Source organism: Austwickia sp. TVS 96-490-7B (assembly GCF_019331795.1).
Classification (GTDB): domain Bacteria; phylum Actinomycetota; class Actinomycetes; order Actinomycetales; family Dermatophilaceae; genus Austwickia.
The window spans coordinates 15,547-36,528 of sequence record NZ_JAHPZL010000004.1; the positions used below are offsets into that span (position 1 = coordinate 15,547).

The 20,982-nt window shown below is 62.9% G+C and carries 23 protein-coding genes; 14 read left to right on the forward strand and 9 right to left on the reverse strand.

Annotated elements, in window-relative coordinates:
• Positions 1 to 186: 186 nt before the first annotated feature.
• From KEM60_RS05965 to KEM60_RS05975, 3 genes are all read left to right on the forward strand, one after another.
• Positions 187 to 1,383 (forward strand): pyridoxal phosphate-dependent aminotransferase, encoded by a 1,197-nt coding sequence (locus tag KEM60_RS05965; RefSeq protein WP_219106622.1) that lies wholly within the window; start codon positions 187 to 189, stop codon positions 1,381 to 1,383.
• Entirely contained in the window at positions 1,380 to 2,354 is a 975-nt protein-coding gene (locus tag KEM60_RS05970) for a D-glycerate dehydrogenase (RefSeq protein ID WP_219106623.1), read from the forward strand. Before KEM60_RS05965 ends, KEM60_RS05970 begins: the two co-directional genes overlap by 4 nt.
• Before the next feature lie 154 nt (positions 2,355 to 2,508).
• Positions 2,509 to 3,021: a hypothetical protein gene (locus KEM60_RS05975; protein ID WP_219106624.1), complete on the forward strand. Its 513-nt coding sequence runs from the start codon at positions 2,509 to 2,511 to the stop codon at positions 3,019 to 3,021.
• 25 nt (positions 3,022 to 3,046) lie between these two features.
• On the opposite strand, the gene KEM60_RS05980 is transcribed toward KEM60_RS05975, so the two are convergent.
• Positions 3,047 to 3,787 carry a dienelactone hydrolase family protein gene (locus tag KEM60_RS05980; RefSeq protein WP_219106625.1) on the reverse strand — a complete coding sequence of 247 codons (741 nt, stop codon included), beginning with the start codon at positions 3,785 to 3,787 and terminating at the stop codon, positions 3,047 to 3,049.
• Between the two features lie 183 nt (positions 3,788 to 3,970).
• Between KEM60_RS05980 and KEM60_RS05985 the strand changes: the two genes are divergently transcribed.
• Entirely contained in the window at positions 3,971 to 4,702 is a 732-nt protein-coding gene (locus KEM60_RS05985) for a response regulator transcription factor (protein ID WP_219106626.1), read from the forward strand.
• Complete coding sequence (locus tag KEM60_RS05990) at positions 4,699 to 5,649, forward strand: HAMP domain-containing sensor histidine kinase (protein WP_219106627.1); 951 nt, start codon at positions 4,699 to 4,701, stop codon at positions 5,647 to 5,649. Before KEM60_RS05985 ends, KEM60_RS05990 begins: the two co-directional genes overlap by 4 nt.
• On the opposite strand, the gene KEM60_RS05995 is transcribed toward KEM60_RS05990, so the two are convergent.
• The 5 genes from KEM60_RS05995 to dnaK form a co-directional block, all read right to left on the reverse strand.
• Positions 5,639 to 6,082 carry a hypothetical protein gene (locus tag KEM60_RS05995; protein WP_219106628.1) on the reverse strand — a complete coding sequence of 148 codons (444 nt, stop codon included), beginning with the start codon at positions 6,080 to 6,082 and terminating at the stop codon, positions 5,639 to 5,641. The genes KEM60_RS05990 and KEM60_RS05995 overlap by 11 nt on opposite strands.
• Before the next feature lie 120 nt (positions 6,083 to 6,202).
• Positions 6,203 to 6,697, reverse strand: coding sequence for a heat shock protein transcriptional repressor HspR (locus tag KEM60_RS06000; protein WP_370626306.1), 495 nt, complete (start codon positions 6,695 to 6,697; stop codon positions 6,203 to 6,205).
• Positions 6,698 to 6,729: 32 nt separating this feature from the next.
• Positions 6,730 to 7,806: a DnaJ C-terminal domain-containing protein gene (locus KEM60_RS06005; protein ID WP_219106629.1), complete on the reverse strand. Its 1,077-nt coding sequence runs from the start codon at positions 7,804 to 7,806 to the stop codon at positions 6,730 to 6,732.
• Positions 7,807 to 7,931: 125 nt separating this feature from the next.
• A complete protein-coding gene (gene grpE / locus KEM60_RS06010; RefSeq protein WP_255574318.1) occupies positions 7,932 to 8,666 on the reverse strand; it encodes a nucleotide exchange factor GrpE in 735 nt (244 codons plus the stop codon).
• Between the two features lie 79 nt (positions 8,667 to 8,745).
• Entirely contained in the window at positions 8,746 to 10,668 is a 1,923-nt protein-coding gene (gene dnaK / locus KEM60_RS06015; protein WP_219106630.1) for a molecular chaperone DnaK, read from the reverse strand.
• Positions 10,669 to 11,228: 560 nt separating this feature from the next.
• Between dnaK and KEM60_RS06020 the strand changes: the two genes are divergently transcribed.
• From KEM60_RS06020 to KEM60_RS06035, 4 genes are all read left to right on the forward strand, one after another.
• Positions 11,229 to 11,828 (forward strand): AAA family ATPase, encoded by a 600-nt coding sequence (locus KEM60_RS06020; protein ID WP_219106631.1) that lies wholly within the window; start codon positions 11,229 to 11,231, stop codon positions 11,826 to 11,828.
• Positions 11,825 to 12,250, forward strand: coding sequence for a GNAT family N-acetyltransferase (locus KEM60_RS06025; RefSeq protein WP_219106632.1), 426 nt, complete (start codon positions 11,825 to 11,827; stop codon positions 12,248 to 12,250). Before KEM60_RS06020 ends, KEM60_RS06025 begins: the two co-directional genes overlap by 4 nt.
• 142 nt (positions 12,251 to 12,392) lie before the next feature.
• On the forward strand, positions 12,393 to 12,959 hold the full coding sequence (locus tag KEM60_RS06030; protein ID WP_219106633.1) for a hemerythrin domain-containing protein: 567 nt from the start codon (positions 12,393 to 12,395) through the stop codon (positions 12,957 to 12,959).
• 117 nt (positions 12,960 to 13,076) lie between these two features.
• Positions 13,077 to 13,751, forward strand: a complete 675-nt coding sequence (locus tag KEM60_RS06035) for an MOSC domain-containing protein (RefSeq protein WP_219106634.1) — start codon at positions 13,077 to 13,079, stop codon at positions 13,749 to 13,751.
• Between the two features lie 40 nt (positions 13,752 to 13,791).
• On the opposite strand, the gene KEM60_RS06040 is transcribed toward KEM60_RS06035, so the two are convergent.
• Together KEM60_RS06040 and KEM60_RS06045 are read right to left on the reverse strand one after the other, a co-directional pair.
• Positions 13,792 to 14,448: a hypothetical protein gene (locus KEM60_RS06040; RefSeq protein ID WP_219106635.1), complete on the reverse strand. Its 657-nt coding sequence runs from the start codon at positions 14,446 to 14,448 to the stop codon at positions 13,792 to 13,794.
• Between the two features lie 186 nt (positions 14,449 to 14,634).
• Positions 14,635 to 15,666 (reverse strand): ABC transporter permease, encoded by a 1,032-nt coding sequence (locus tag KEM60_RS06045; RefSeq protein ID WP_219106636.1) that lies wholly within the window; start codon positions 15,664 to 15,666, stop codon positions 14,635 to 14,637.
• Between the two features lie 102 nt (positions 15,667 to 15,768).
• On the opposite strand from KEM60_RS06045, the gene KEM60_RS06050 reads away from it, so the two are divergent.
• The 4 genes from KEM60_RS06050 (at position 15,769) to KEM60_RS06065 (ending at position 19,035) form a co-directional block, all read left to right on the forward strand.
• Positions 15,769 to 16,368: a TetR/AcrR family transcriptional regulator gene (locus tag KEM60_RS06050; protein WP_219106637.1), complete on the forward strand. Its 600-nt coding sequence runs from the start codon at positions 15,769 to 15,771 to the stop codon at positions 16,366 to 16,368.
• A 137-nt stretch (positions 16,369 to 16,505) separates the two neighbouring features.
• Entirely contained in the window at positions 16,506 to 16,889 is a 384-nt protein-coding gene (locus KEM60_RS06055; RefSeq protein WP_219106638.1) for a VOC family protein, read from the forward strand.
• A gap of 323 nt (positions 16,890 to 17,212) precedes the next feature.
• Positions 17,213 to 17,950 carry a GntR family transcriptional regulator gene (locus tag KEM60_RS06060; protein WP_219106639.1) on the forward strand — a complete coding sequence of 246 codons (738 nt, stop codon included), beginning with the start codon at positions 17,213 to 17,215 and terminating at the stop codon, positions 17,948 to 17,950.
• Between the two features lie 32 nt (positions 17,951 to 17,982).
• Entirely contained in the window at positions 17,983 to 19,035 is a 1,053-nt protein-coding gene (locus tag KEM60_RS06065) for a 1-aminocyclopropane-1-carboxylate deaminase (protein ID WP_219106640.1), read from the forward strand.
• A gap of 147 nt (positions 19,036 to 19,182) precedes the next feature.
• Here the strand turns inward: KEM60_RS06065 and KEM60_RS06070 are convergent, their stop codons facing one another.
• Positions 19,183 to 19,962 carry an alpha/beta fold hydrolase gene (locus KEM60_RS06070; protein ID WP_255574321.1) on the reverse strand — a complete coding sequence of 260 codons (780 nt, stop codon included), beginning with the start codon at positions 19,960 to 19,962 and terminating at the stop codon, positions 19,183 to 19,185.
• Between the two features lie 131 nt (positions 19,963 to 20,093).
• On the opposite strand from KEM60_RS06070, the gene KEM60_RS06075 reads away from it, so the two are divergent.
• Positions 20,094 to 20,858, forward strand: coding sequence for a DUF2470 domain-containing protein (locus tag KEM60_RS06075; protein ID WP_219106641.1), 765 nt, complete (start codon positions 20,094 to 20,096; stop codon positions 20,856 to 20,858).
• Positions 20,859 to 20,982: the final 124 nt, after the last annotated feature.

The following is a 20,982-nucleotide window of genomic DNA, read 5'->3' on the forward strand; positions in this document are numbered from 1 at the left end:
TCCTGCCATGTCGACTTCGGGGGCTGCCGCGTCGATTCTGCTGCGAGGTGACCCTGACCAGGCGTATTGTGCGCTTCGGCTGGGGTCTCGTTGTGCCGGTGGGGCCCTCGTGAAATTTTTCTCGAACTGCCGTTCCGGCAAACTCTTCACAGAGTTACGCTGGCCACGGCGAAAGGAGCCTTGACTATGGCACTTGCACAGCGACTGGCGAACCTCGGGACAGAAACAGCGTTCGCCGTCTCGGCCACAGCGGCGGACTGGGCGGCTCGCGGCAACACCGTGTACCCCTTCCACCTCGGTGATATCGACCTGGCGACTCCCGCGAACATCGTGGAGGCCATGAACAAGGCGATTGCCGACGGCAAGACAGGGTACTGCCCCGGCGCCGGGATCCCCCAGCTTCGAGAAGCTCTCGCCGCTGACATCAACTCCCTGCGCGGCACCGACTACACCGCGAACAACGTCATCGTGCAGCCTGGCGGCAAGCCGGTCATCACCAAATTCCTTCAGGCTGTCATGGACCCAGGTGATGAGGTCCTCTTCCCCAACCCAGGTTTCCCGATCTACGAATCGCAGATCGAATACCTCGGCGGTGTCGGCCTGCCCTACGGGTACGTCCCGACGGAGACTGGCTTCAAGCTGGACTTCGACCGGATCCGCGCCATGGTGACCCCCAAGACCAAGGCGATCATCTATAACGACCTGCAAAACCCGATCAGCGCTGAATCCACGGACGCCGAACGGGAAGAGGTCGCCCGGTTCGCCCAAGAGCACGACCTGTGGGTGCTCTCTGATGAGGCCTACTTTGAGACCCGCTACTCAGGGCAGAGCACGTCCATCACCAGCATCGACGGGATGAAGGACCGCACGGTCATCCTCTACACCTTCTCCAAGAAGTTCGCGATGACCGGGTGGCGACTCGGCGCGGCGATCGTCCCTGACGCCCTCTCCCAGGTGTTCTCCACCCTAAACACCAACAACGAGTCATGCACTGCGCACTTCGTGCAGTACGGCGGAGTGGCCGGTCTCACCGAAGACCAGGGCGAAGTGAAGCGCATCCTGGAAGTCCTCAAGGGTCGCCGCGACGCTGCCTTTGACGCTTTGACTGCGATCCCCGGGGTGAAACTCGCCAAACCTGAATCGACGTTCTATCTCTTCCCTGATGTCACCGAAACGATGGCTCGCGTCGGCATTGAGGACCTTGGCGAATTCGCTGAAGCCGCTTTGCACCACACCGGTTGCTCCTTCTGCACCCGCAACCACTTCGGGCGTCCGTTGCCCGGGGAGGACCGTCAGTTCATCCGCATCGCCTACTCCGGGATTTCCGCCGAACGGATCACCGAGGGTCTGGGCAACCTCAAGGAATGGGTGGAGTCCAAGTGAGCAAGGTCGTCATCACCAACCGCATCCCCGAATCGGCTGTCGCAGCGCTACGCGCCGTACACGACATCGACTATTACGACGCCGAGGAGACCATTTCCCGCGAGGAACTGCTCCGTCGCGCCGCTGGCGCCGACGTCCTCGTCACTCTGCTCACTGAAAAGGTCGACGACGAACTTCTCGACGCTGCTGGTGAGCAGCTCAAAATCGTCGCGAATGTCGCGGTGGGCTACAACAACATCGACGTACCAGCCTGTGACGCTCGTGGCATCGTGGCAACGAACACCCCGAAGGTGCTCACGGAAACCACCGCCGACACCGCCTTCGGCTTGATGTTGATGGCTACCCGCCGCTTCGGTGAAGGCGAACGAGTCATCCGCTCCGGCACCCCGTGGCAGTGGGGCATGTTCTACATGCTCGGTATGGGATTGCAGGGCAAAACTCTCGGCATCGTCGGCATGGGCCAGATCGGGCAGGCCATGGCCCGCCGAGCGGTGGCCTTCGGGATGGACATCGTCTACACCGACGAGTTCGAGCTGGACGCGGCCACCGCCGAAGCGTTGCACGCCCGCAAAGTCGACATGGACGAGTTGCTGTCCACCTCTGACGTGGTCAGCCTGCACTGCCCACTGATGGATTCCACCAAACATCTCATCAACGCCGAATCGTTGAAGAAGATGAAGAAGACCGCGTACGTCGTGAACTCGGCGCGAGGCCCGGTCATCGACGAGGCAGCGCTGGTCGACGCGCTGAAGAACGGCGACATCGCTGGCGCTGGACTGGACGTGTTTGAAAACGAACCAGCAGTGCACCCCGGCCTCCTCGAATGCGACAACGCGGTCCTGCTGCCCCACTTGGGTTCGGCGACCGTCGAGACTCGCACCGCCATGGCCGAACTCGCTGCGCAGAACGTGCTGGATCTGCTCTCGGGTCAGCCTGCGCTCACCCCAGTCACCCAGAAAACCAGTCTGTAACCATCCGCTGATCCTGACCGATCAGCACTCCTCGTCCCCGTCGTGGCTGCCGCGGCGGGGACGACCCCTATCCCGACACGATGACGCGTAGTGCCACCAGATCCCTGTCCTGTCAAGTAGATCCGGGCCATACTGACAGTGACGAGGAGGTCCCATGACCCTACTGTGGGTAGTCGTGGCATGGTGCGCAGGCATCATCGTCCATACGTGTGGCCACTACATCGCTTTCCGCGCCGTCGGGGTCCCTGCTGCAGAGGTCAGGGTGCGATACGGCCTCAACGGCGGGCACATCGAACTCAGAGACGGAGACACCTGGGTTGTCCCCGGCAATCCCACCTACGTTCCCATCTTCATCCGGCTCGTCCCGCACCGGCGACATACCTTCCTCACCATCGCCGCCGGACAAGGAACGGAACTCCTCGTCGCGGCAGCAGCCGTCCTCGCCCTCGTCCACGCCGAGCAGAACGGCCTTGCCAGCGTGGTCGCCGGAGTCTCTGCGGCTTTGTTCCTCGTAGACCTCGCCATTGGCCTGGCCACCACCCTTTCGTGGCGACGCCCCACCTGTGACGCCGCCTCCTTATGGGTGCTCGCCCCAGACCGGGCGCTCGGCTTCCTCATCATTTCCGCGCTGGCCCGTCTCGCACTGGTTTTCTTGGCTAACGTGTGATCTGCGCCAGTGATCCTGGCCGGGCTCACTGGCCTAGGGTGCGCGCCAAGAGATCCTCCAGCTCAGCAAACATGCGTTCGGTGCCCACTTCCTGGTACGACGACGTATCGGCCATGGTGAAGCCGTGCGGTGCCTCCGGATAGATCGCACTGGTCGCGGTCAAACCTGCGGCGGTCAGGGAATCTTCCAGCGTGGTGATCGCCTCAGCCGGGTTGAACGTGTCGTGGTCGGCGTGGCCAAACAGATATTCGGCGTGAGTACGGGCCACCAACCGGTGACAGCTGGTCGGGGTGTCGTCGACAAGGTTCGCGCCATGGAATCCGCCGACAGCGACAATCTGGTCCGGGTGCAGCGCCGCAGCACGCACCGCCAGCCGAGCCCCCATGCAGTAGCCGGTCGTGGCATACGGTCCAGTTGCGTGCCGCGAGAGGACCTCGACCCAGGTGTGGGTGTCCGCGTCAGAGAGTTCCGCGGTGTAACGCTGGACTCGCGGCAGCGACTCCTGCCCAAACGCAGCGCGATTCTCCGGGACCCGCAAATCCATAGTGGGCGCCAGATCAGCAACGGTGCCTTCCCGGTAAAACACGTGGGGCATGAGGACGACGTACCCCCACGACGCGATCCGGTCGGCCATCTGTCGGGTGCGATCTCGAAGACCGATGGCGTCGACGAAAAACAACACCCCGGGGTGTGGTGCCTCGTCGGGGCGAGCAAGGTAAGCCTCGGTCGATCCGGCCGGGGCGTCAATCTGGATCATCTGTGACATACCTGCCTGACTAGTCCACCACACCCGTTGATGCAAGAGGCCACTCGGAAGAACTGGCCACCAAATTCACACCGAGTTGAGGTCTTGAGTCCCTGACGTCCCGGCGTGCCGCGTGATGTCATGTCAAGGGCCCAGGCTCCCGGCAGCTGGGCCAGACGGCGGACAGCTTCACGCCGTACGGTCGTGACCTGGAGGACAGAGTTAGCCGTGCACACCGATGTGCTGATGATCGACGACGACACCGACCTGGCCGACAGCACGCTCGAATACTTGGGAGCTTTCGGGGTGAGCACCCATCACGTCCGCAGCGGTGAAGAAGCCCTCACCTGGCTTGAAAAACACAGTGCGTCAACGTTGCTGCTTGACGTGAACCTGCCTGGCATGTCTGGCTATGCGACCTGCCGAGAAATCCGTCACCGTCAGGTGATCCCGACACTATTCCTGTCAGGTCGCACCAGCGAAGATGACCAAGTCCTCGCGTTGAGCGTCGGCGGCGACGACTTCCTCTGCAAGCCCTACCCCATGTCGGTGCTCCTAGCGAAGGTCCAACGGGCACTGGCCCGGGCACGCACGTCAGCATCAGCCTCAACCGCCCGCCCCATTGTCATCGACGACGGCTGGCTCCAGTTCGACTCCACCACGGGCCGCGTCCACGTCGACGGCCACGAAGTGCACCTGACATCCCTCGAATATCGCCTTCTCCGTCACCTGGCGAGCAGGCACGGTCAGGTCGTCACCAAAGAGGACCTCTTTACACACGTCTGGGCAGAGCCATTGACCTCGGATAGCACACTGTCGGTGCATATTCGCAGACTTCGGCGGCGTATCGAACGTGATCCCGACCATCCCGCCTACCTCCGCACCGTGTGGGGTCGCGGATACCTTTTTGAAGCTGGTGGCCAGGTCACGCGGTGAAAAATGTCCGCACAGCTGGCTTTACGCTGGCGTTGGCCCTCCTGGTCGCAGCTGCCGTGGTGAACTACGAGTTGTCACTCCCAGCACCACCGCCTGATGTCGCCACAGCGGGTGCTCCGGCGCAGCGCTATCAGAGTCCGTGGCCCGCCACGCTCGTCTTGATCGCAGCCGCCGTCATCGTGCTCGTCTACTCGCTATGGCTGCACCGGCAGATCATGTCCCACACCCAGGCCCAGGCCCAGGCCCAGGCCCAGGCCCAGGGGGCAGCCGAACAACACGTCGCTCGCAGCGCTTCGACAGCTCTAGTGGACGACCTCAGTCACGATTTGCGGTCTCTCGTCGCCACGATTAGCGCGACCACCGAACTTCTCCAACTCCAAGAGACCGACCCGGCACGAGCAGCCAAACTGGCGGTGGTGCTCCGGAAAGCCCATCAGGTTGACGCGTTAACGAGCGACCTGGCCCGAGCGGGACGTGACGAATTGATCACCCTCGATATCACGCCAAGGACGACCCCCACAGCGGACCTCATCCGGGCCATCAGGGAAAGCGCGGTGGGTATCGCCGCTCCGTACGCACTGGTGACACGCATCGACATCCCTGACTGCCTGACTGAGGTCGATCTGATCCGGTGGACGCAGATATGCGACAACATCCTCGGCAACGCTGCCAAACACGCCGGGACACCCGTCGAGGTCACTGCGGCGATCCATGACACCCATCTCGACATCACCTTCCGCGACCACGGCCCTGGAGTCCCCCAAGCCGATCTCGACCGCATCACCCGACGCGGCTACCGCTGCAGAAGCGCTGGCAACACCCCTGGTGAGGGATTAGGGCTGAGCACTGCGCTGACGCTGGCTCATGCCATGGGCGGATCATTGCACTGTTCATTACCACCAGGGGGCGGTGTCGCTGTGACAGCGCGGCTCCCCCTCACCCCATAAGGCTCGCCTGTATGGCGGTGCCGACGTGAACGTTGCCCGGGTCGGTGATGTCTCGGTTGACGACGAGGATGGTGAGGGTGATTCCCACCAGGAAGATCGACCATACTGCGGCGATCACCACAGCAACACGCTCTGCTGACGGGGGCATCAAGAGCCGTGACATGCTCAGGAGTACTGCGAGCGCCACTGGCACCACGAGGATGAACGGCACCATCACTGCGAGGAACCCGGTCAGAGAGGTGGTGCCGGTTACTTCGCCGGTGGTGAGGTTGAATTGGTTGGCGAGACGCGCAGGGAGACGGCTGTGCCATGCGGCAGCGCAGGCGAGGACAGCTGCGGTGCCGAGTAGTCCGGGGGCTGCAGTCGCGATGACCCAGCCTCGTCGGGGGGCATGCTCCGCTGGCGCGATGGTGTCATTTGTGGCGCTGTTCATGTCGCACCTTTTGTCAGAAATTGGTGAAGGTGTCTTCATGGTAGGAGTGGCGCCGTTGAAGATTCCCGACCGAATTTCTGACATTTTTTTTAACATCTCTCTGAGTTTTATGGAGATGTGTCAGCGTGGTGGCCGCCAGACCACGAGCGCTTGGGAAGCAGAGGTCGACCGTCGGGGTCGTTCGCCGGGTCGGACTGCCACGACGTCGCCGTACCTGCCAGCCGCGAACACCCGTTGACCGCTGGCCTGTCCCATGACGTGCCGAACTTGGGTGAGTTGCCGGTCGAGTTCGTCGACCTGTCGCCGTAAAGCATCGATCTCGTCAGCCATCGCCATGATGCGTTGAATCCCGGCGAGGCTGACACCTTCTTCTTGGGAAAGCCGCTGTACTTCACGGAGTTTCGCTACGTCGTAACTGCTGTAGCGGCGGCCACCGCCGCGGGTACGTCGAGGCGTGACGATCCCCAACCGGTCGTATTGACGCAAGGTCTGCGCGTGCATCCCCGCAAGTTGAGCCGCGACGGAGATCACGAACACCGGGGCGTGCTCGTCGGCGACGAAACCAGCGTCGCGGTGGGCGGTGGCAGGCGCCGGACGGGACCGGCCGTGCGACACGGACGGTTCACCCCGTCCACCGCCAGGCACGATCAGTCGCCTTTCGCTTTACGGTGCAGCTCTTCACGAGGGTCGTAGCCTGCGTCCAAGGATCGCAATGTCTCTACCGCGGCAGCAGCTTCCTCAGAGAGCCGCTGAGGGACGACGACCTGGACTTTGGCGAGCAGATCACCAGCCCCGTCTTTGCGTTGAACACCGCGCCCTTTGACGCGCAGCACCCGACCTGACGGGGTCCCCGGAGCGATCCGCACTTTGACGGTCCCGCCATCAATGGTGGGCACTGACACCGCTTCACCTAGCGCGGCTTCCGCGAAGGTCACCGGCAGATCGAGCAACAGGTTGTCGCCGTCCCGAGTGAATACCGGATGCGGGGTGACAGTGATTTTCAACAACAGGTCACCTGGTTCGCTGGAGATCCCGGTCGGCGGTTCACCCTTGCCTCGCAACCGGATCGTCGCGCCGTCGTTGACCCCGGCAGGGATACGCGCAGTGATCGACTTGCCGCCAACTCCGTTGACGATGACCGTGTCACCGGTCACAGCCTGCCGGAAAGTTAACGTTGCGGTGGCATGCAAGTCACGAGCCTTGCGGGGACCACGACGCGGACCTGCGCCGGGGAAACCTGAAGCCCCCGGATATCCGCTGGTCGTCGCGCCACCACCGAAACCGGTCCCGCCAGCACCACCAAACATTGACAACAAATCGTCAAGGTCCGGTCCGGAGGCTCCGGCCGAGCCGGCGAAGCCACCAGCGCCACGAGAGTGTCGGCCCGGCCCGGGTGCGCCACCACCGAACAAGTTGCTGAAAATGTCTTCGAACCCGGCGCCACCCGTGGCATTACCCGGCCCACCCGCTGTGAACCGGGCGCCGCCTCGGCTCATCGCCCGCACCGCGTCGTACTGCTTACGCTGCTCCGCATCAGAGAGGACGGCGTACGCCTCCCCGATCTCTTTGAACCGTTGCTCCGCGCCACTGTCCCCCGGATTCGAATCGGGATGCAGGTCACGGGCCAACTTGCGGTAACGCTTCTTAATGTCTTTGTCGTCAGCGTCGGCCGGGACGCCCAGGATCGAGTAGAAGTCCTTCTCGAACCAGTCCTGACTGGCCAATGTCGCCTCCTTCGCTGAACGCGGCGATCGATGGATGAATGGTGATCACGTCGCCACGAACCGGTGACACCACGCTGGGCCGCCCGGTCGGGTCGCAGGGACGACCCGACCGGAAAGGCACCTGTTCAGAGCGGATCAGCTACCGACACCAGTGCCGGCCGCACCACTCGCTCACCGAGGCGATACCCCGGTTGCATGATCTGTACGACGGTGGTGTCCGTGGTCCCTGGCGCTAACTCCGCCTGGACGTGCATGACGGCCTCATGCACGGTCGGATCGAAGGTCTCCCCCGGCTCGCCGTAGCGCTCCACGCCGTACCGTCCGAGGATCGTCTCGAACTTCTCGGCGATCTTCGCGAACGGACCGGTCTCCAACTCACCGTGCTGACGAGCCAAGTGGATCTCGTCCATCACCGGCAACAACGCCTCAATGACCCCGGCGATAGCTCGCTCGGACTCCACGGCGCGATCACGATCCACGCGACGCTTGTAGTTGACGTACTCCGCCTGCAAACGCTGCAAATCGACGAGACGCTCCGCCGCGAGACGCGCGTCAGAGGACTCTTCAACCGCTACCCCGTCACCGGAAAGACCCGCGAGGGAGTCTCCCTCAGCGATGTTGTCCTCACCGGGTTCAGCGGTCACCGTGTCCTCCTGTTCCTCAACGGGGTCAGCAGTCACCGGAGGCGCCATGGACGTCTCCCCGCCGGAGGTCCTGCTATCGCCCCCCGTGCTGGCCTGGACGTCCTCATAGGCGCCACGGGCAGCAGCCTGCTGCGCCGGGCTGGGCATCGCGCGGGCGCCACCCAGTGGATCGCCGTGGTCCTCATCGGCAGACCTGGTGGTCTCGTTGTCGGTCATGACCTCTCCTTGACGTGCTGACCTCCAGTGTGCCTGGTGGGGCCGCCACTGTCGTAGCGACCCCACCAGGGCAAGGACATCACTTCTTCTTGTCGTCCTCCACGACCTCAGCGTCGATGATGTCATCGGCGGCAGCGGCACCCGCGGCACCCGCAGCGGCGCCCGCCGCCGCACCGGCAGCGCCAGCCGCCCCGGCACCCGCGGCTCCGGCGCCCTCAGCACTCTCAGCCTGCGTCGCGGCGTACAACGCCGACCCCATCTTCTGGGACTCCTCGTTCAACGTGGTGACCTTCGCGTTGAGGTCTTCCACGCTAGGAGCGTCATCACCGGTCTTGGCCAAAGCAGCCTTCAGATCAGCAAGCGCGTCCTCAACGGGCTTCTTCGTCTCCGCAGGAACCTTGTCACCCGAGTCGGCGAGGAACTTCTCCGTGGAGTAGGCCAGCTGCTCCGCAGTGTTGCGAGCCTCCGCCTCCTCACGGCGCTTCTTGTCCTCCTCGGCGTGTGCCTCGGCTTCCTTGACCATGCGCTCGATCTCTTCCTTCGGCAGCGCAGAGCCACCAGAGATCGTCATCGACTGCTCCTTGCCGGTGCCGCGGTCCTTCGCGGAGACGTGCACGATGCCGTTCGCGTCGATGTCGAAGGTCACCTCGATCTGCGGGATACCGCGCGGCGCCGGGGCGATACCGGTCAACTCGAACGTGCCCAACGGCTTGTTCGCGCTCGCCAGCTCACGCTCGCCCTGGAAGACCTGGATCAGCACCGACGGCTGGTTGTCCTCTGCCGTGGTGAACACCTCGGAACGCTTCGTGGGAATAGCCGTGTTGCGCTCGATGAGCTTCGTCATCAGTCCGCCCTTGGTTTCGATACCCAAGGACAGCGGGGTGACGTCGATGAGCAGGACATCCTTGCGCTCACCCTTGAGGACACCGGCCTGCAACGACGCGCCGACCGCGACAACCTCGTCCGGGTTGACGCCCTTGTTGGGTTCCTTGCCGCCGGTGAGCTTCTTGACCAGCTCGGTCACCGCAGGCATCCGGGTCGAGCCACCGACGAGGACGATGTGGTCAATGTCGCCGACCGAGATCCCAGCGTCCTTGATGACCTGCTCGAACGGCGCTTTGCACCGGTCCAGCAAGTCTGACGTCATCTGCTCGAACTGGACGCGAGTGATGTTCTCGTCCAGGTGAATCGGACCGTTCTCCGACATCGACAGGTATTGCAAGCTGACGTTTGTGGAGGTGGAGGAAGACAGTTCCTTCTTGGCCTGCTCCGCGGCGTCCCGCAGACGCTGCATGGCGATCTTGTCATTGGCCAAGTCAACGCCGGTGGTGTTCTTCACCGTGGTCAGCAAGTGCTTGACGATCCGGTCGTCCCAGTCGTCGCCGCCGAGACGGTTGTCACCGTGGGTCGCGCGGACCTGGATGGTGGAGAAACCATCCTCCGGGTCCTTGCCAACCTCCAGCAAGGAGACGTCGAAGGTGCCGCCGCCGAGGTCGAAGACCAGGATGAGTTCGTCTTCCTTGCCCTTGTCCAGGCCGTAGGCCAGCGCGGCCGCGGTCGGCTCGTTGACGATGCGCAGCACGTTCAGGCCCGCGATCTCGCCGGCCTCCTTGGTGGCCTGGCGCTCGGCGTCATCGAAGTACGCCGGGACGGTGATGACCGCGTCGGTGACCGGTTCACCCAAGTAGGACTCGGCGTCCCGCTTGAGCTTCATGAGGGTGCGAGCGCTGATCTCCTGCGCGGTGTATTTCTTGCCGTCAATTTCCGTGGTCCAGTCGGTGCCGACGTGGCGCTTCACGGACCGGATCGTCCGGTCAACGTTGGTGACAGCCTGGCGCTTAGCGATCTCGCCGACAAGCACCTCACCGTTCTTGGAGAACGCGACCACTGAGGGGGTGGTGCGCCCACCTTCGGCGTTAGCGATGATGGTCGGCTCGTTGCCCTCCAGGACAGAGACAGCCGAGTTGGTGGTTCCGAGGTCGATGCCTACTGCACGGGCCATGGTGGTTCCTCTCCTTGGTCTGTGGGTCCAGCCGCTGAGCGGGAAGCCACCCATCCGGGGTCGACACGTCACAACTCGGACGCGGCACGTCATACGACGTACGACGTACGTCGTACCCGGCTGGGAGGCATCTCGCCCGGCTCTACCGGACGTGATGCGTCTGGATCTCAGAGTGGCGAGCCTGAATCCTGATTGTCAATTGGGAGCTCACCAAACTTGAGTTCATCTGACTCAACACCGGACCAGGCCGTCATGTTCCCACCGTCATGTGACCTCAGTCACATTAGGAGGTGCGGCGTCAAACGCAGGTCTCCGCCCCGGCCCTCCGCAACCCGCCCACGGGCGACTTTCCCCACACCACACCCGCCCACGGGCGGCTTTCCCCCACAAAACCCCAGGTCGACCTCACCAAAACCCGCCCATGGGCGACTTTCCCCCACACAACCCCAGGCCGACCTCACCAAAACCCGCCCATGGGCGACTTTCCCCCACGCCACACCCGCCCACGGGCGGATCGGCGTACGACCCACCACCGACCGCATCCTGAGCAGACTGGAGACATGCAGCAGCCAGTTTGTCTGACCGCGATGATGGGGTTGCCCGGCGCAGGCAAAACGACGGTGGCGCGCGCCATGGCGCAACGAGACCAGTCAGTTCTTATCTCAGTTGACCCCATCGAAGATGCGATGCACCGGGCGGGAATCCCGGCGAGTCATGAAACTGGGTTAGCGGCGTACCTTATTGCTGAAGTCATCGCCCGAGAATCTTTGATGACAGGCCTCAACGTGATCGTGGACGCCGCTAACTACGTCGAGCCAGCACGACACATGTGGCAGGCGCTCGCGACGGAATGCGCCGCCGTACTCACGTGGGTGGAGGTCGTCTGCTCTGACGAATCACTGCACCGGCGGCGACTTGCCGCACGTGACCGCGGATTTGGGCCCACGTTGGAGATTGGCTGGGCCGATGTGACCGCCCGCCGTGACGCCACCGACCCGTGGCCTGCTGGCGAGCCTGTCCGGCATGTCAGCATCGACACAGCCTGCGCCATTGAACCCCAACTGAACACCAGGATGTGTGGTGAACCTTTCAGGCACCGCGCGCGAGACCCCAACCCTTCAGTCAATCGCCCCAACACTGCGAGCACAATGCATCCATGACTCTCGCTACCGAATTTACCGTGACCACTGACCTTGACCGCATCGACCTGGACACTGTGCATCATTGGCTGTCGACAGACACCTTCTGGGCGACAGGCCGGTCCCGGGAAATAATGCAACGCGCCGCGGAAAATTCTTTAAACTTCGGTGTACTCGACACTGACGGCGCCCTCTGCGGATATGCCCGGGTCGTCACCGATCAGGCAACTTTTGCGTGGCTGTGCGATGTGTATGTCCCATCAAGCCACCGCGGCTTAGGGCTTGGTTTATTGCTTTCTCAGAAGGTCGTCGACACCCTTGCTCCGTGGCACCTGAAACGCATCATGCTCACCACCATCGACGCGCACAGCCTGTATGAAAAAGTCGGATTCACACCCTTCCCCAACCCTAAAAATCTGATGTGGATCACCGCGCCAGAATGACTGCTCAAGACCGTGTACGTCGATGATCACCGCCGACCAGAAATACGGCACAACTGCCCCTGGCAGACCCACATCCAGGCATATGAACAACAGCTGCCTCCTCCGGATGCGGCCCCACACCCCTCCTCCTAGGGTGTCGGACATGTCCGAAATCACCATTCCACGGCCCAGTTCCGGCGACATCATCACCCTCCTCCTCGACGACCATCGTTGGATGGAGTCGCTCTTGCGTGATCTGCGCGTTGGTATGCACGACCGCGACGAGACGCGAGCCGCTCTATCGGCATCACTCGTGGCCCATTCCGAAGCGGAAGAACAAACGGTGTATGGCCGCTTTGCTTCAGCAGCTGATGAGGTCGGCGCTGACGAAGTCCAGCACGGTAAAGAAGAACACGCCGAGGGAACAACAGCACTGTTGGATCTCTTGGAATGCAAAAAGACGACCACGCAGAAATTTGACGACGCGGTCGAAAAACTGTCTGCCTACTTGCACCATCACATCGCTGAGGAAGAAATCACCGTCTTGGGGCCTGCTGCGCGAGATGTCCCCGAACAGCGCCGTCATGAGATCGGTGCTGCATGGCTCACCGCCCGTAGCGCCCTGCTCGACGCCGACTGTGGCACCCTCGACAACGTCCGTGAGCTCGTGGATGCCGCTCGGGAAGAAGGTCTCGTCGAGGGAGAACTGCCCGACCAGCCTCAGGAATAAGGCGATCCGCTCCGATCCCGATACCCCCCAGATACCCTGCCACTCTGCCGCCGCGGAGTGCCGCTCCAGGTACGGCACTTCGCGGCGTCACGACTCGCCTGGTGTAGCGTCCCGCGGGTGACTCCTGCCCGTGTCCTCTCCACCAACGTCGCTGTCCCCCGCCCTGACCCGGCTGGCGCGGACCGCTATACCGGCATCAGCAAACGCCTCACCGCGCAGATCAGCGTCTTCACCCCAGGTCCGTCGTACGGCGATGGATCAGGAGTTGAAGGCGACTTCATCGGCGATCGTGACCATCACGGCGGGGAGCAGAAAGCGGTCTACGCCTACGCCCGGGAGCAACTGCACTACTGGTCCCGGGAATTCGGTCGGATCCTTGAGCCTGGTTCCTTCGGTGAGAACATCACCACCGCTGGCGTCGACCTCGAAGCCCTGCTGATTAACCAACGACTCCGAATCGGCACGGCTGTTTTTGAAGTGTCAGTGCCACGCACGCCCTGCCGGACGTTTGCGGCCCACCTGGGGGTCCCACAGTGGGTTCAGCGATTCACTGAGCACGGCCGCTGCGGCACCTATCTGCGGGTCGTCGAATCAGGGAAGGTCACCCCAGGCGACTCCATCAGCCTCGACGGCCACCCTGGACATGACATCACCATGTACACCGCCTTTGCTGCGGCGATGGGAGATGACGACGCGGCCGCTCTGGTGGTCGCCGCCGAGTGTTTGCCGCCTTACTACCACGAGCGGCTTGTCCGTCGACTTGCACCAGCAGCTGAGGACGTCTCTTCCTGACGATGGGTGGAGCGGCAGCGAGGGCTGGCGCACGATCGACTCACTTCTGCTCTCCTGCGACCTGCTCGTCGACCGGATCAGCAGCCTCGGCAGGTGGGACACTGATCAGCCGGTAGGGCCCGCGTTGAAGGACAAATGCTCCCGTCACGACACCGAGGACCACCAGCAAAACCCCGCTGGACACGTTCGAATATCTTTCTGGCCAGGGGATTTGCTGGTACGGGACGTCAAAATGTCGAAGGACAAAAGGTTCCAGGACCGCCCCAACCGGGACGATCATCCGAGCTGCGAGTCCCAGCCATCCCGCTCGCGCGGCATACCATCCGCATAAACCCAGCGGCCCGCAATACAACACGCCAGCGAAGAACCATATGTTGTTAGACCACAAAATATTCATCTCGTAGATGCCCAGTGCCACGCCAAGGAGGTAGTGCACCAGCAAGGTGCCTTCAGCAGCAGCGACTCCAGCGACCAGCGCAAGCCGCGGCCGGGGAGCCTTCCACCCGGCGTAGAGAGCCACTGCGGCCCACACCGACCCGGAACTCAACACCTTTGAAATGCTTTTACGCACAAAGGAATAGACCTGCCAGTCGCCTGACATCTCCGGCGGCACACAGATGTTGAACAATGCCGACACCACTGCGAGTGCCACACACACCTTCATCACCGGGTCCCACCTGGCGCGATTTTCACTCATGCGAATGAGGCTAGGGGTATCGCCGCCCGAATGGCGAAGGGACGGCAGGCCATGCGTGTCTTTGGCCACGTCAGCTGTCCCGTCGGACGTACACCAGTACTCAACAGCTTGGGCGTGCCGTCTCGCCACCTGGGGAAACGTCGCTCCCCCCGCGACCTATGTACGTCCGACGGGACGGCTTGCCGGTCACACTGACGCGGCAAGAGCTGCACGCTTCGACGTGTGACCAGCGTTGATCGGTACCCACATCAAGATCCATCCCGCCGCCACCCAGCAGATCAGGACGATCCAGGGCGTCATCGTGGAGGCATCTGGGAAGTAGGAGAGTGACCGCAGCAATGTCCCGGTGGCGCCGGGCACGAATAACTGGCCGATGTCACCCCATGGAGCGGGAAGAAACTCCGGTGGCATCACGGTGCTGGCGATGGGGTTGGCAATGAGCACTGTCAGTACGGCACCGAGGACAATTCCGCTTCGGCCGAGGGTGGCTTGCAGGCCGGTGATGAGGACGGTGGTAGCTGAGATGGCGAGGGTGACAGCGGCCCAGTTCGTCACGAAAGCGCCGGCGAGGAAGCCACACCAGGTATGCAGGATGAGAGTGCAGCTGAATCCGCAGACAACGGCATGCAATCCGGCGGCGAGGAGACGATGACGACGGTCGCGCAGCATGACTGTGATCACGCCGCCACCGATGACGCCGCCGATCGCCAGCGGCATCCCGAGTAAGGCGAGTCCGACGCCGCGTGGGTCGTCGACGGTGAGTGGGACGACATCGGTGATGGGGAGTGCTGTGCTGGGATCGCGGGGTGGCAGTGCGGTGGGGATTCCAGCGGCCAGTTGGGTCAGGGCTTGGCTGACAGCGGGCGAGGCTGCGCTGGCGGTGAGGACTTCTGGTGCGGGGGCGAACACGACCGCTCCATACACGTCGCGGCGGTGGATGGCGGCGATGGCGTCTTCCCGGGTAGCTCGTGACACGAAGGCGAACTGATCACCCGGCGGCGGAAGGTGTTGTCGCAGTTGGTCCACGGCGGCTGGTGGGCCGACGACAGCGATCGGCAGGTCGCGGGGTGCGGCGGTGTGGGTGGGCCAGGTGAATGCCAGCAGGATCAGGGTGACGACGGTGGCGGACACCCCGACTGCGGCAAGGACGTGGGCGATGGGCGGAGGGGTCGACGCACGGGACTCACTCGCCGCCGTGTCGGTGTTGGCGATGTTCATGACTGCACCTCCATCTTAAAACGAATATTCGTTCTTTATAGTGAACCTGCGCTCGCCTAGCCGTCAAGAACGAACATTCGTTCGCATAATTAGGATGTCGCCATGCCCAAGGTCAGCGAGGAGCACCGCGCCCACGTCAGCGAACACATCCACCAGGCCGCACTCAGAGTGTTCGCTCGCAAAGGGCTGCGCTCGACCACCATGAGCGACATCATCAAGGAATCAGGGATGTCCACCGGGGCGATCTATTCGTACTTCGCTAACAAAGAAGCTCTGACTATGTCGGTGGCCAGCGCCGTTGTCGGCGGCAGGTTGCACGTCCTTGAAGAACTCACCGCTACGGACCCGCTCCCCCGCCCCGCCGTGGCGCTCCGTCAACTACTCAGCGGAGTTGACCCAGTCCTCTTCCACGGCGGCCTGATCCTGCAGGTGTGGTCCGAGGCCTCGACCCATCCAGGGATGGCGGCCTTAGCCCGAGACATGTTGACCCAGGTTCGCACTGGTATCACCACTTACCTGACCAGCTTTTACGCCGCCCAAGGCTTACCTGCCGATGCTGCCGCAGCAAGAGCAGTAGCAGCAGCTCCTGCAGTTCTCGGCTTAGGGCAAGGCCTCATCGTTCAGTCGACGGTGTTCGAAGACTTCGATCCGGACAGCTACCTGAGGGCAGTCGACGTACTCCTCGACCCAGACCATGCCTGACTCTGGCGACGAGGAAAAGACGGTGCAGCGGCAGTGGGTGCACTACTGGCTGATGCCGCACTGGAGGGAGCGCCCATCACTGCTAAGAAGTACACAGTGACAGGATGCGGGAAGACCTGCGAGCGAGGATTGACTTGATGCCATCGATCGACCATGTGGCTGTGTATGTCCGTGATTTAGAGGCCACCCGCGACTTCTATCAGCGGTTTTTTGGCGCAACATGCAATGACGGCTATCACAATCCGCGAACGGGGCTGCGGACCTTTTTCTTGTCGTTCGATGGGGGTGTCCGGCTGGAGATCATGAGCAAGCCGGGGCATGAGGAGTCACCGGCGAAGGAGCGGGCTGGGTGGATTCATACGGCGTTCTCAGTGGGTTCGCGTGAAGAGGTGGACGCTGTGGCCGACCGCTTGCGCGAGGCGGGCCATGTCGTGACCAGCGGCCCTCGGGTCACGGGGGATGGTTGTTATGAAGCGGTGGTATTGGATCCGGAGGGAAACGAAGTCGAATTCGTGGCGTGAGGGTGGCGCTCGTGGCGTGAGGGTGGCGCTCGTGGCCACGTCGCCGTTGCTCACTGAACTCCGCTTTGTGGCACTGAACGCCGCATTGGAGCACTGAACGCCGGGAAGGACGCGGCGTGAAGTGGCTGAAACAGGAGTTCAGTGCCTCCGCGGCCACGTTGCACCAGCAGCGCCACCAGAAAGCCCCCACCAGCTGCCCGGTCGGTCGCGCGGCGAGACGTTGCGTGCGCCCCCGTGTTCTCGCGCGGCACCGCATCCGTCGGGGCCCCACTGGTTGGACCGAAACCCTTGACTTCCAATGGTTTTCGTCAGCAATATATTGCATGCCGTTTTCGAGGCCGTTGACTCCGCTCCGACGCGGGCTGCTCCGTGAGGATGTGTACGACCAGCTTCGGGACGCCATCGTGGACGGCACCCTCGCTCCCGGACAGGTGTTGCGGGACGCTGAGGTCGCGTCGTGGCTGGGGGTGAGTCGCACTCCGGTGCGGGAGGCTTTATTGCGTTTGGGCACATCAGGTTTGGTGCGCGCTACGCCGGGTCGGTCCACGGTGGTAGCGACGATTGAGCCGGGGGCGGTGCGGGACGCTCAGTGTGTGGTCGCGTCGATGCATCGGTTGGCGGTAGAGGTGGCAGTTCCGCGGTTGAGCGCCGAGGAGGTGGCTGCCATGCGGGACGCGAATGACCGTTTCGCTGCCGCGCTCACGGCTGGTGATGTGGATGCGGCATTGGCTGCTGATGACGAGTTGCATGCGGTGCCAGTTCGAGCGAGCGGCAATGATGCGGTGGCGACGGTGTTGGAGCAGTTCACTCCAGTGGTACGTCGGGTGGAGCGGTTGCGTTTTGCCTCGCTGGCGGGGCGGGAGTCGATTTTTTTGCATGCGCGGCTGGTGGATTTGTGCGCTGCAGGTGAGGTTGAGGCTGCCGCTGAGGTGTCTTTTCAGACGTGGCAGCGTTTGGCGCCGTTAATTGAGTCTCTTCCGAAGGTCGGTGGGGCTGCTCCCGCGCCGTTGGCGGATGGTTCCGCCCATGAGATGTGCCCGGAGTTTCCGGGTCGAAGGTGACCATCCCTACCGCCGAGACGACGAGGTCTTCGATGAAACTGCACGAGTTCCCCCGCTACCAGTTGACGTTCGGTCCGAGCCCGATTCATCCGTTGAATCGGTTAACTGCCCACTTGGGGGGTGCGCAGATGTGGGCGAAACGGGAGGACGTCAATTCTGGTTTGGCGTTCGGCGGAAATAAGGTCCGCAAGTTGGAGTACATCGTCCCGGATGTGTTGGCGTCGGGTGCGGACACATTGGTGTCGATTGGGGGGTATCAGTCGAATCACACCCGGCAGGTCGCTGCGGTTGCTGCCCATTTGGGGTTGAAGTGTCGTCTGGTACAAGAGAAGTGGGTGCCGTGGGAGGACCCGATCAATGACAAGGTGGGCAACATTATGTTGTCCCGCATCATGGGCGCGGATTCCCGTTTGGATGCGGCGGGGTTTGACATTGGGATCCGCGATTCGTGGCGGGCAGCGTTGCAAGATGTGGAGGAGGCGGGGGGCCGCCCGTATCCGATCCCGGCTGGTGCCAGTGAGCACCCGCTCGGTGGGTTGGGGTTTGCGAATTGGGCGTTTGAGGTCGCCCAGCAAGAGAAGTCGTTGGGGGTGTTCTTCGACACGATTGTGGTGTGCACGGTGACCGGGTCGACGCACGCCGGAATGATCGCTGGGTTCGCTGCATTGGAAGAATTAACTGGGGTACGACGGCGAGTGCTGGGAATCGACGCGTCCGCGACGATTCAGCAAACCCGAGAGCAGGTCGCCCGGATTGCGCGGCATACGGCGGCTCTCATTGAGGTGGGGCGGGAGATCCGCGATGACGAGATCACCGTATTGGAGGGGTGGGCTGGGGATCTGTACGGCGTACCAGTGGATAGCACGGTGGCGGCGATCGAGACAGGGGCCCGCCTGGAGGCGATGATCACTGACCCGGTTTATGAGGGGAAGTCTTTGGCCGGGCTGATCGATCTGGTGCGGAATCAGGAGATTCCGGCGTCAAGCACCGTGTTGTTTGTGCATTTGGGTGGGCAACCCGCGTTGGACGCGTATCACCGGCTGTGGTCTGCTCCGGCGGAAACCACGTCTGAGGTGAAGTTGTGACTGGCTGACAGTGTGCACGGCCGCTTCGCCGCCGCCGTTCAGGCCATCCAGGCCGTTCAGCGTTCAGGCCATCCAGGCCGTTCAGCGTTCAGGCCATCCAAGCCGTTCAGGCCGTTCAGCGTTCAGGCCTTTCAGCGTTCAGGCCTTTCAGACCGATCCGGTCAGTGGGGTTCGGGCTGTCTGGGCAGTAGTGACCGCTGAGCTGGCGGCGGCGAAGCGTTCAGCGTCGTACAGGGCGCGACGAAGGACAGCGGCGACCTGGTCACGATGGGTGACGGGCGCCAGATGGGAGGCACCGGGGATGACGGTGACCCGTCCGTCGTGGCAGTGCTGTAGGTAGGTGGCGAGGTCGAGGCGCATCTGGTCGTGTTGCCCTGCGATGAGGTGGACAGGGCAGCGCAGGGGGCTCAGGTGCGCAGCTCGGGCGTGGGTGACGATATCTGCCCACGCTTGGGGGGTGACGGCGTATCCGGTGGCGTCGGGGATGTCATCGTCCGTGGCGCCGAGGCGCCGCATGGTGTGATTGGCGACTCCAGCCATCCGGTCGGCACCGATGAGAGGTAGCAGTCGGGCGAATCCGGTGTACAGGCCGGTGAGGCGAGGGTGTCGGGAAGGGTCGGCCGTGGCGCCGATGAGAGCGAGCGCGTCGAGTTGGTGAGCGTGATCGTGGGCGTAGGCCGCAGCGAGGTAGCCGCCGAGGCTGTGTCCGGCGAGGACGACGGCTTGGTCGGGGGTGGCGGTGTCGATGGCAGCGCCGATGATGTCGAGCGCAGCAGTCCAGGTCCAGGGCTGCCCGGCGCGACTGCCGTGGCCGGGCAGGTCGATGGGGTGGAGTTGTGCGTCTGGGAGCAGCGTGTCGTAGTCGCGCCATTGTCGGGTGTCGAAGCGGGTGCCGGGGACGAGGACCAGGAGGGGCCGTGGAGTCACGGTGGTCACGGTAGCTGTGGAAGCTGAGATGGCGTGCTGGGCTGGTCTGGTGGTTCCCCTCGAAGCGCCCCAATGATTAGGTTAGGCTCACCTAAGCCTTTCTGAATCTCGTCATCGCCCGGGAGGATCCCGTGAACACCGCTGCTCGTCGGTCCAAGACTCTGATGGCCACGTCTACCCACGTCGAAATTGGGGTCCTCGGTCAACGGCGGCTGTTGCGCACGCACGCCTTGGAACGCAACGGCTCCGTGATCTTCTCGCTGGATGACATGCCTGCTCAGTGCGTGCCCCACGCTGCTCCAGGCCGCCCAGGACCTGCGCTGGATCTGATGGCGGTGGACGTGTCCAGCGTGTCTGGTCCGGATCGGATCCGCGGCACGGTACGGCTCACTGGGACCCTGGACATCCTTGAGGGTCCGTTTCGAGACGAGTTGTGCGAGCATCTCGATATCGCCGAGAACTCCCTGATAGGCCGCCTCTCCCCCACCTGGCTGAGCCTGGAGTGGCGGGTCGAAACCCCTGAGGGCACGCCGACGCTGCAGGAAGTGGATATTGACGACTACCACCTGGCGCCGGTTGATCCATTGGCTGGCTGGCAAGACCGATGGACAGCGCATCTGTTTGCTGATCATCAGCAGGCTCTTCGCTCAATCGCCGCAGGTCACGTCGAGATGCCCGAAGGCACCGCGGTGCGACCGATGCTGGCCGATGCTTTCGGCATGGTGCTGCGGCTCAGCGACGGCAGCGGATGGCAGGATTTGCGAGTTCCCTTCCCCCAGGCGGTCGCGTGTGGGTGTGAAGCGGTGCAAGCGTTCAATCTGCTTGTGGAGACAGCAGAAAAAGGCCGCGAGGAGGCGGCAGGGAAGGTCGTCGTACGCCGTGATGATCTTTCCTGAGCCTCGTTCTCAACCAACGGAATCGCTGGGAATAAAATCCGCCTAGCTGCAAGAACGATACAAATATCCACATATCGGACGTTTTCTGCATCACATCGTGGATCAGCGGATCATGGCGGAATTC

Bases quoted from the DNA above. Each gene is read 5' to 3' on its own strand.
- KEM60_RS05965 (WP_219106622.1), top strand. From the start codon at position 187: ATGGCACTTGCACAGCGACTGGCGAACCTCGGGACAGAAACAGCGTTC.
- KEM60_RS05975 (WP_219106624.1), top strand. From the start codon at position 2,509: ATGACCCTACTGTGGGTAGTCGTGGCATGGTGCGCAGGCATCATCGTC.
- KEM60_RS05980 (WP_219106625.1), bottom strand. From the start codon at position 3,787: ATGTCACAGATGATCCAGATTGACGCCCCGGCCGGATCGACCGAGGCT.
- KEM60_RS05995 (WP_219106628.1), bottom strand. From the start codon at position 6,082: ATGAACAGCGCCACAAATGACACCATCGCGCCAGCGGAGCATGCCCCC.
- grpE (WP_255574318.1), bottom strand. From the start codon at position 8,666: ATGACCGACAACGAGACCACCAGGTCTGCCGATGAGGACCACGGCGAT.
- dnaK (WP_219106630.1), bottom strand. From the start codon at position 10,668: ATGGCCCGTGCAGTAGGCATCGACCTCGGAACCACCAACTCGGCTGTC.
- KEM60_RS06020 (WP_219106631.1), top strand. From the start codon at position 11,229: ATGCAGCAGCCAGTTTGTCTGACCGCGATGATGGGGTTGCCCGGCGCA.
- KEM60_RS06025 (WP_219106632.1), top strand. From the start codon at position 11,825: ATGACTCTCGCTACCGAATTTACCGTGACCACTGACCTTGACCGCATC.
- KEM60_RS06030 (WP_219106633.1), top strand. From the start codon at position 12,393: ATGTCCGAAATCACCATTCCACGGCCCAGTTCCGGCGACATCATCACC.
- KEM60_RS06040 (WP_219106635.1), bottom strand. From the start codon at position 14,448: ATGAGTGAAAATCGCGCCAGGTGGGACCCGGTGATGAAGGTGTGTGTG.
- KEM60_RS06045 (WP_219106636.1), bottom strand. From the start codon at position 15,666: ATGAACATCGCCAACACCGACACGGCGGCGAGTGAGTCCCGTGCGTCG.
- KEM60_RS06050 (WP_219106637.1), top strand. From the start codon at position 15,769: ATGCCCAAGGTCAGCGAGGAGCACCGCGCCCACGTCAGCGAACACATC.
- KEM60_RS06055 (WP_219106638.1), top strand. From the start codon at position 16,506: ATGCCATCGATCGACCATGTGGCTGTGTATGTCCGTGATTTAGAGGCC.
- KEM60_RS06060 (WP_219106639.1), top strand. From the start codon at position 17,213: ATGCCGTTTTCGAGGCCGTTGACTCCGCTCCGACGCGGGCTGCTCCGT.
- KEM60_RS06065 (WP_219106640.1), top strand. From the start codon at position 17,983: ATGAAACTGCACGAGTTCCCCCGCTACCAGTTGACGTTCGGTCCGAGC.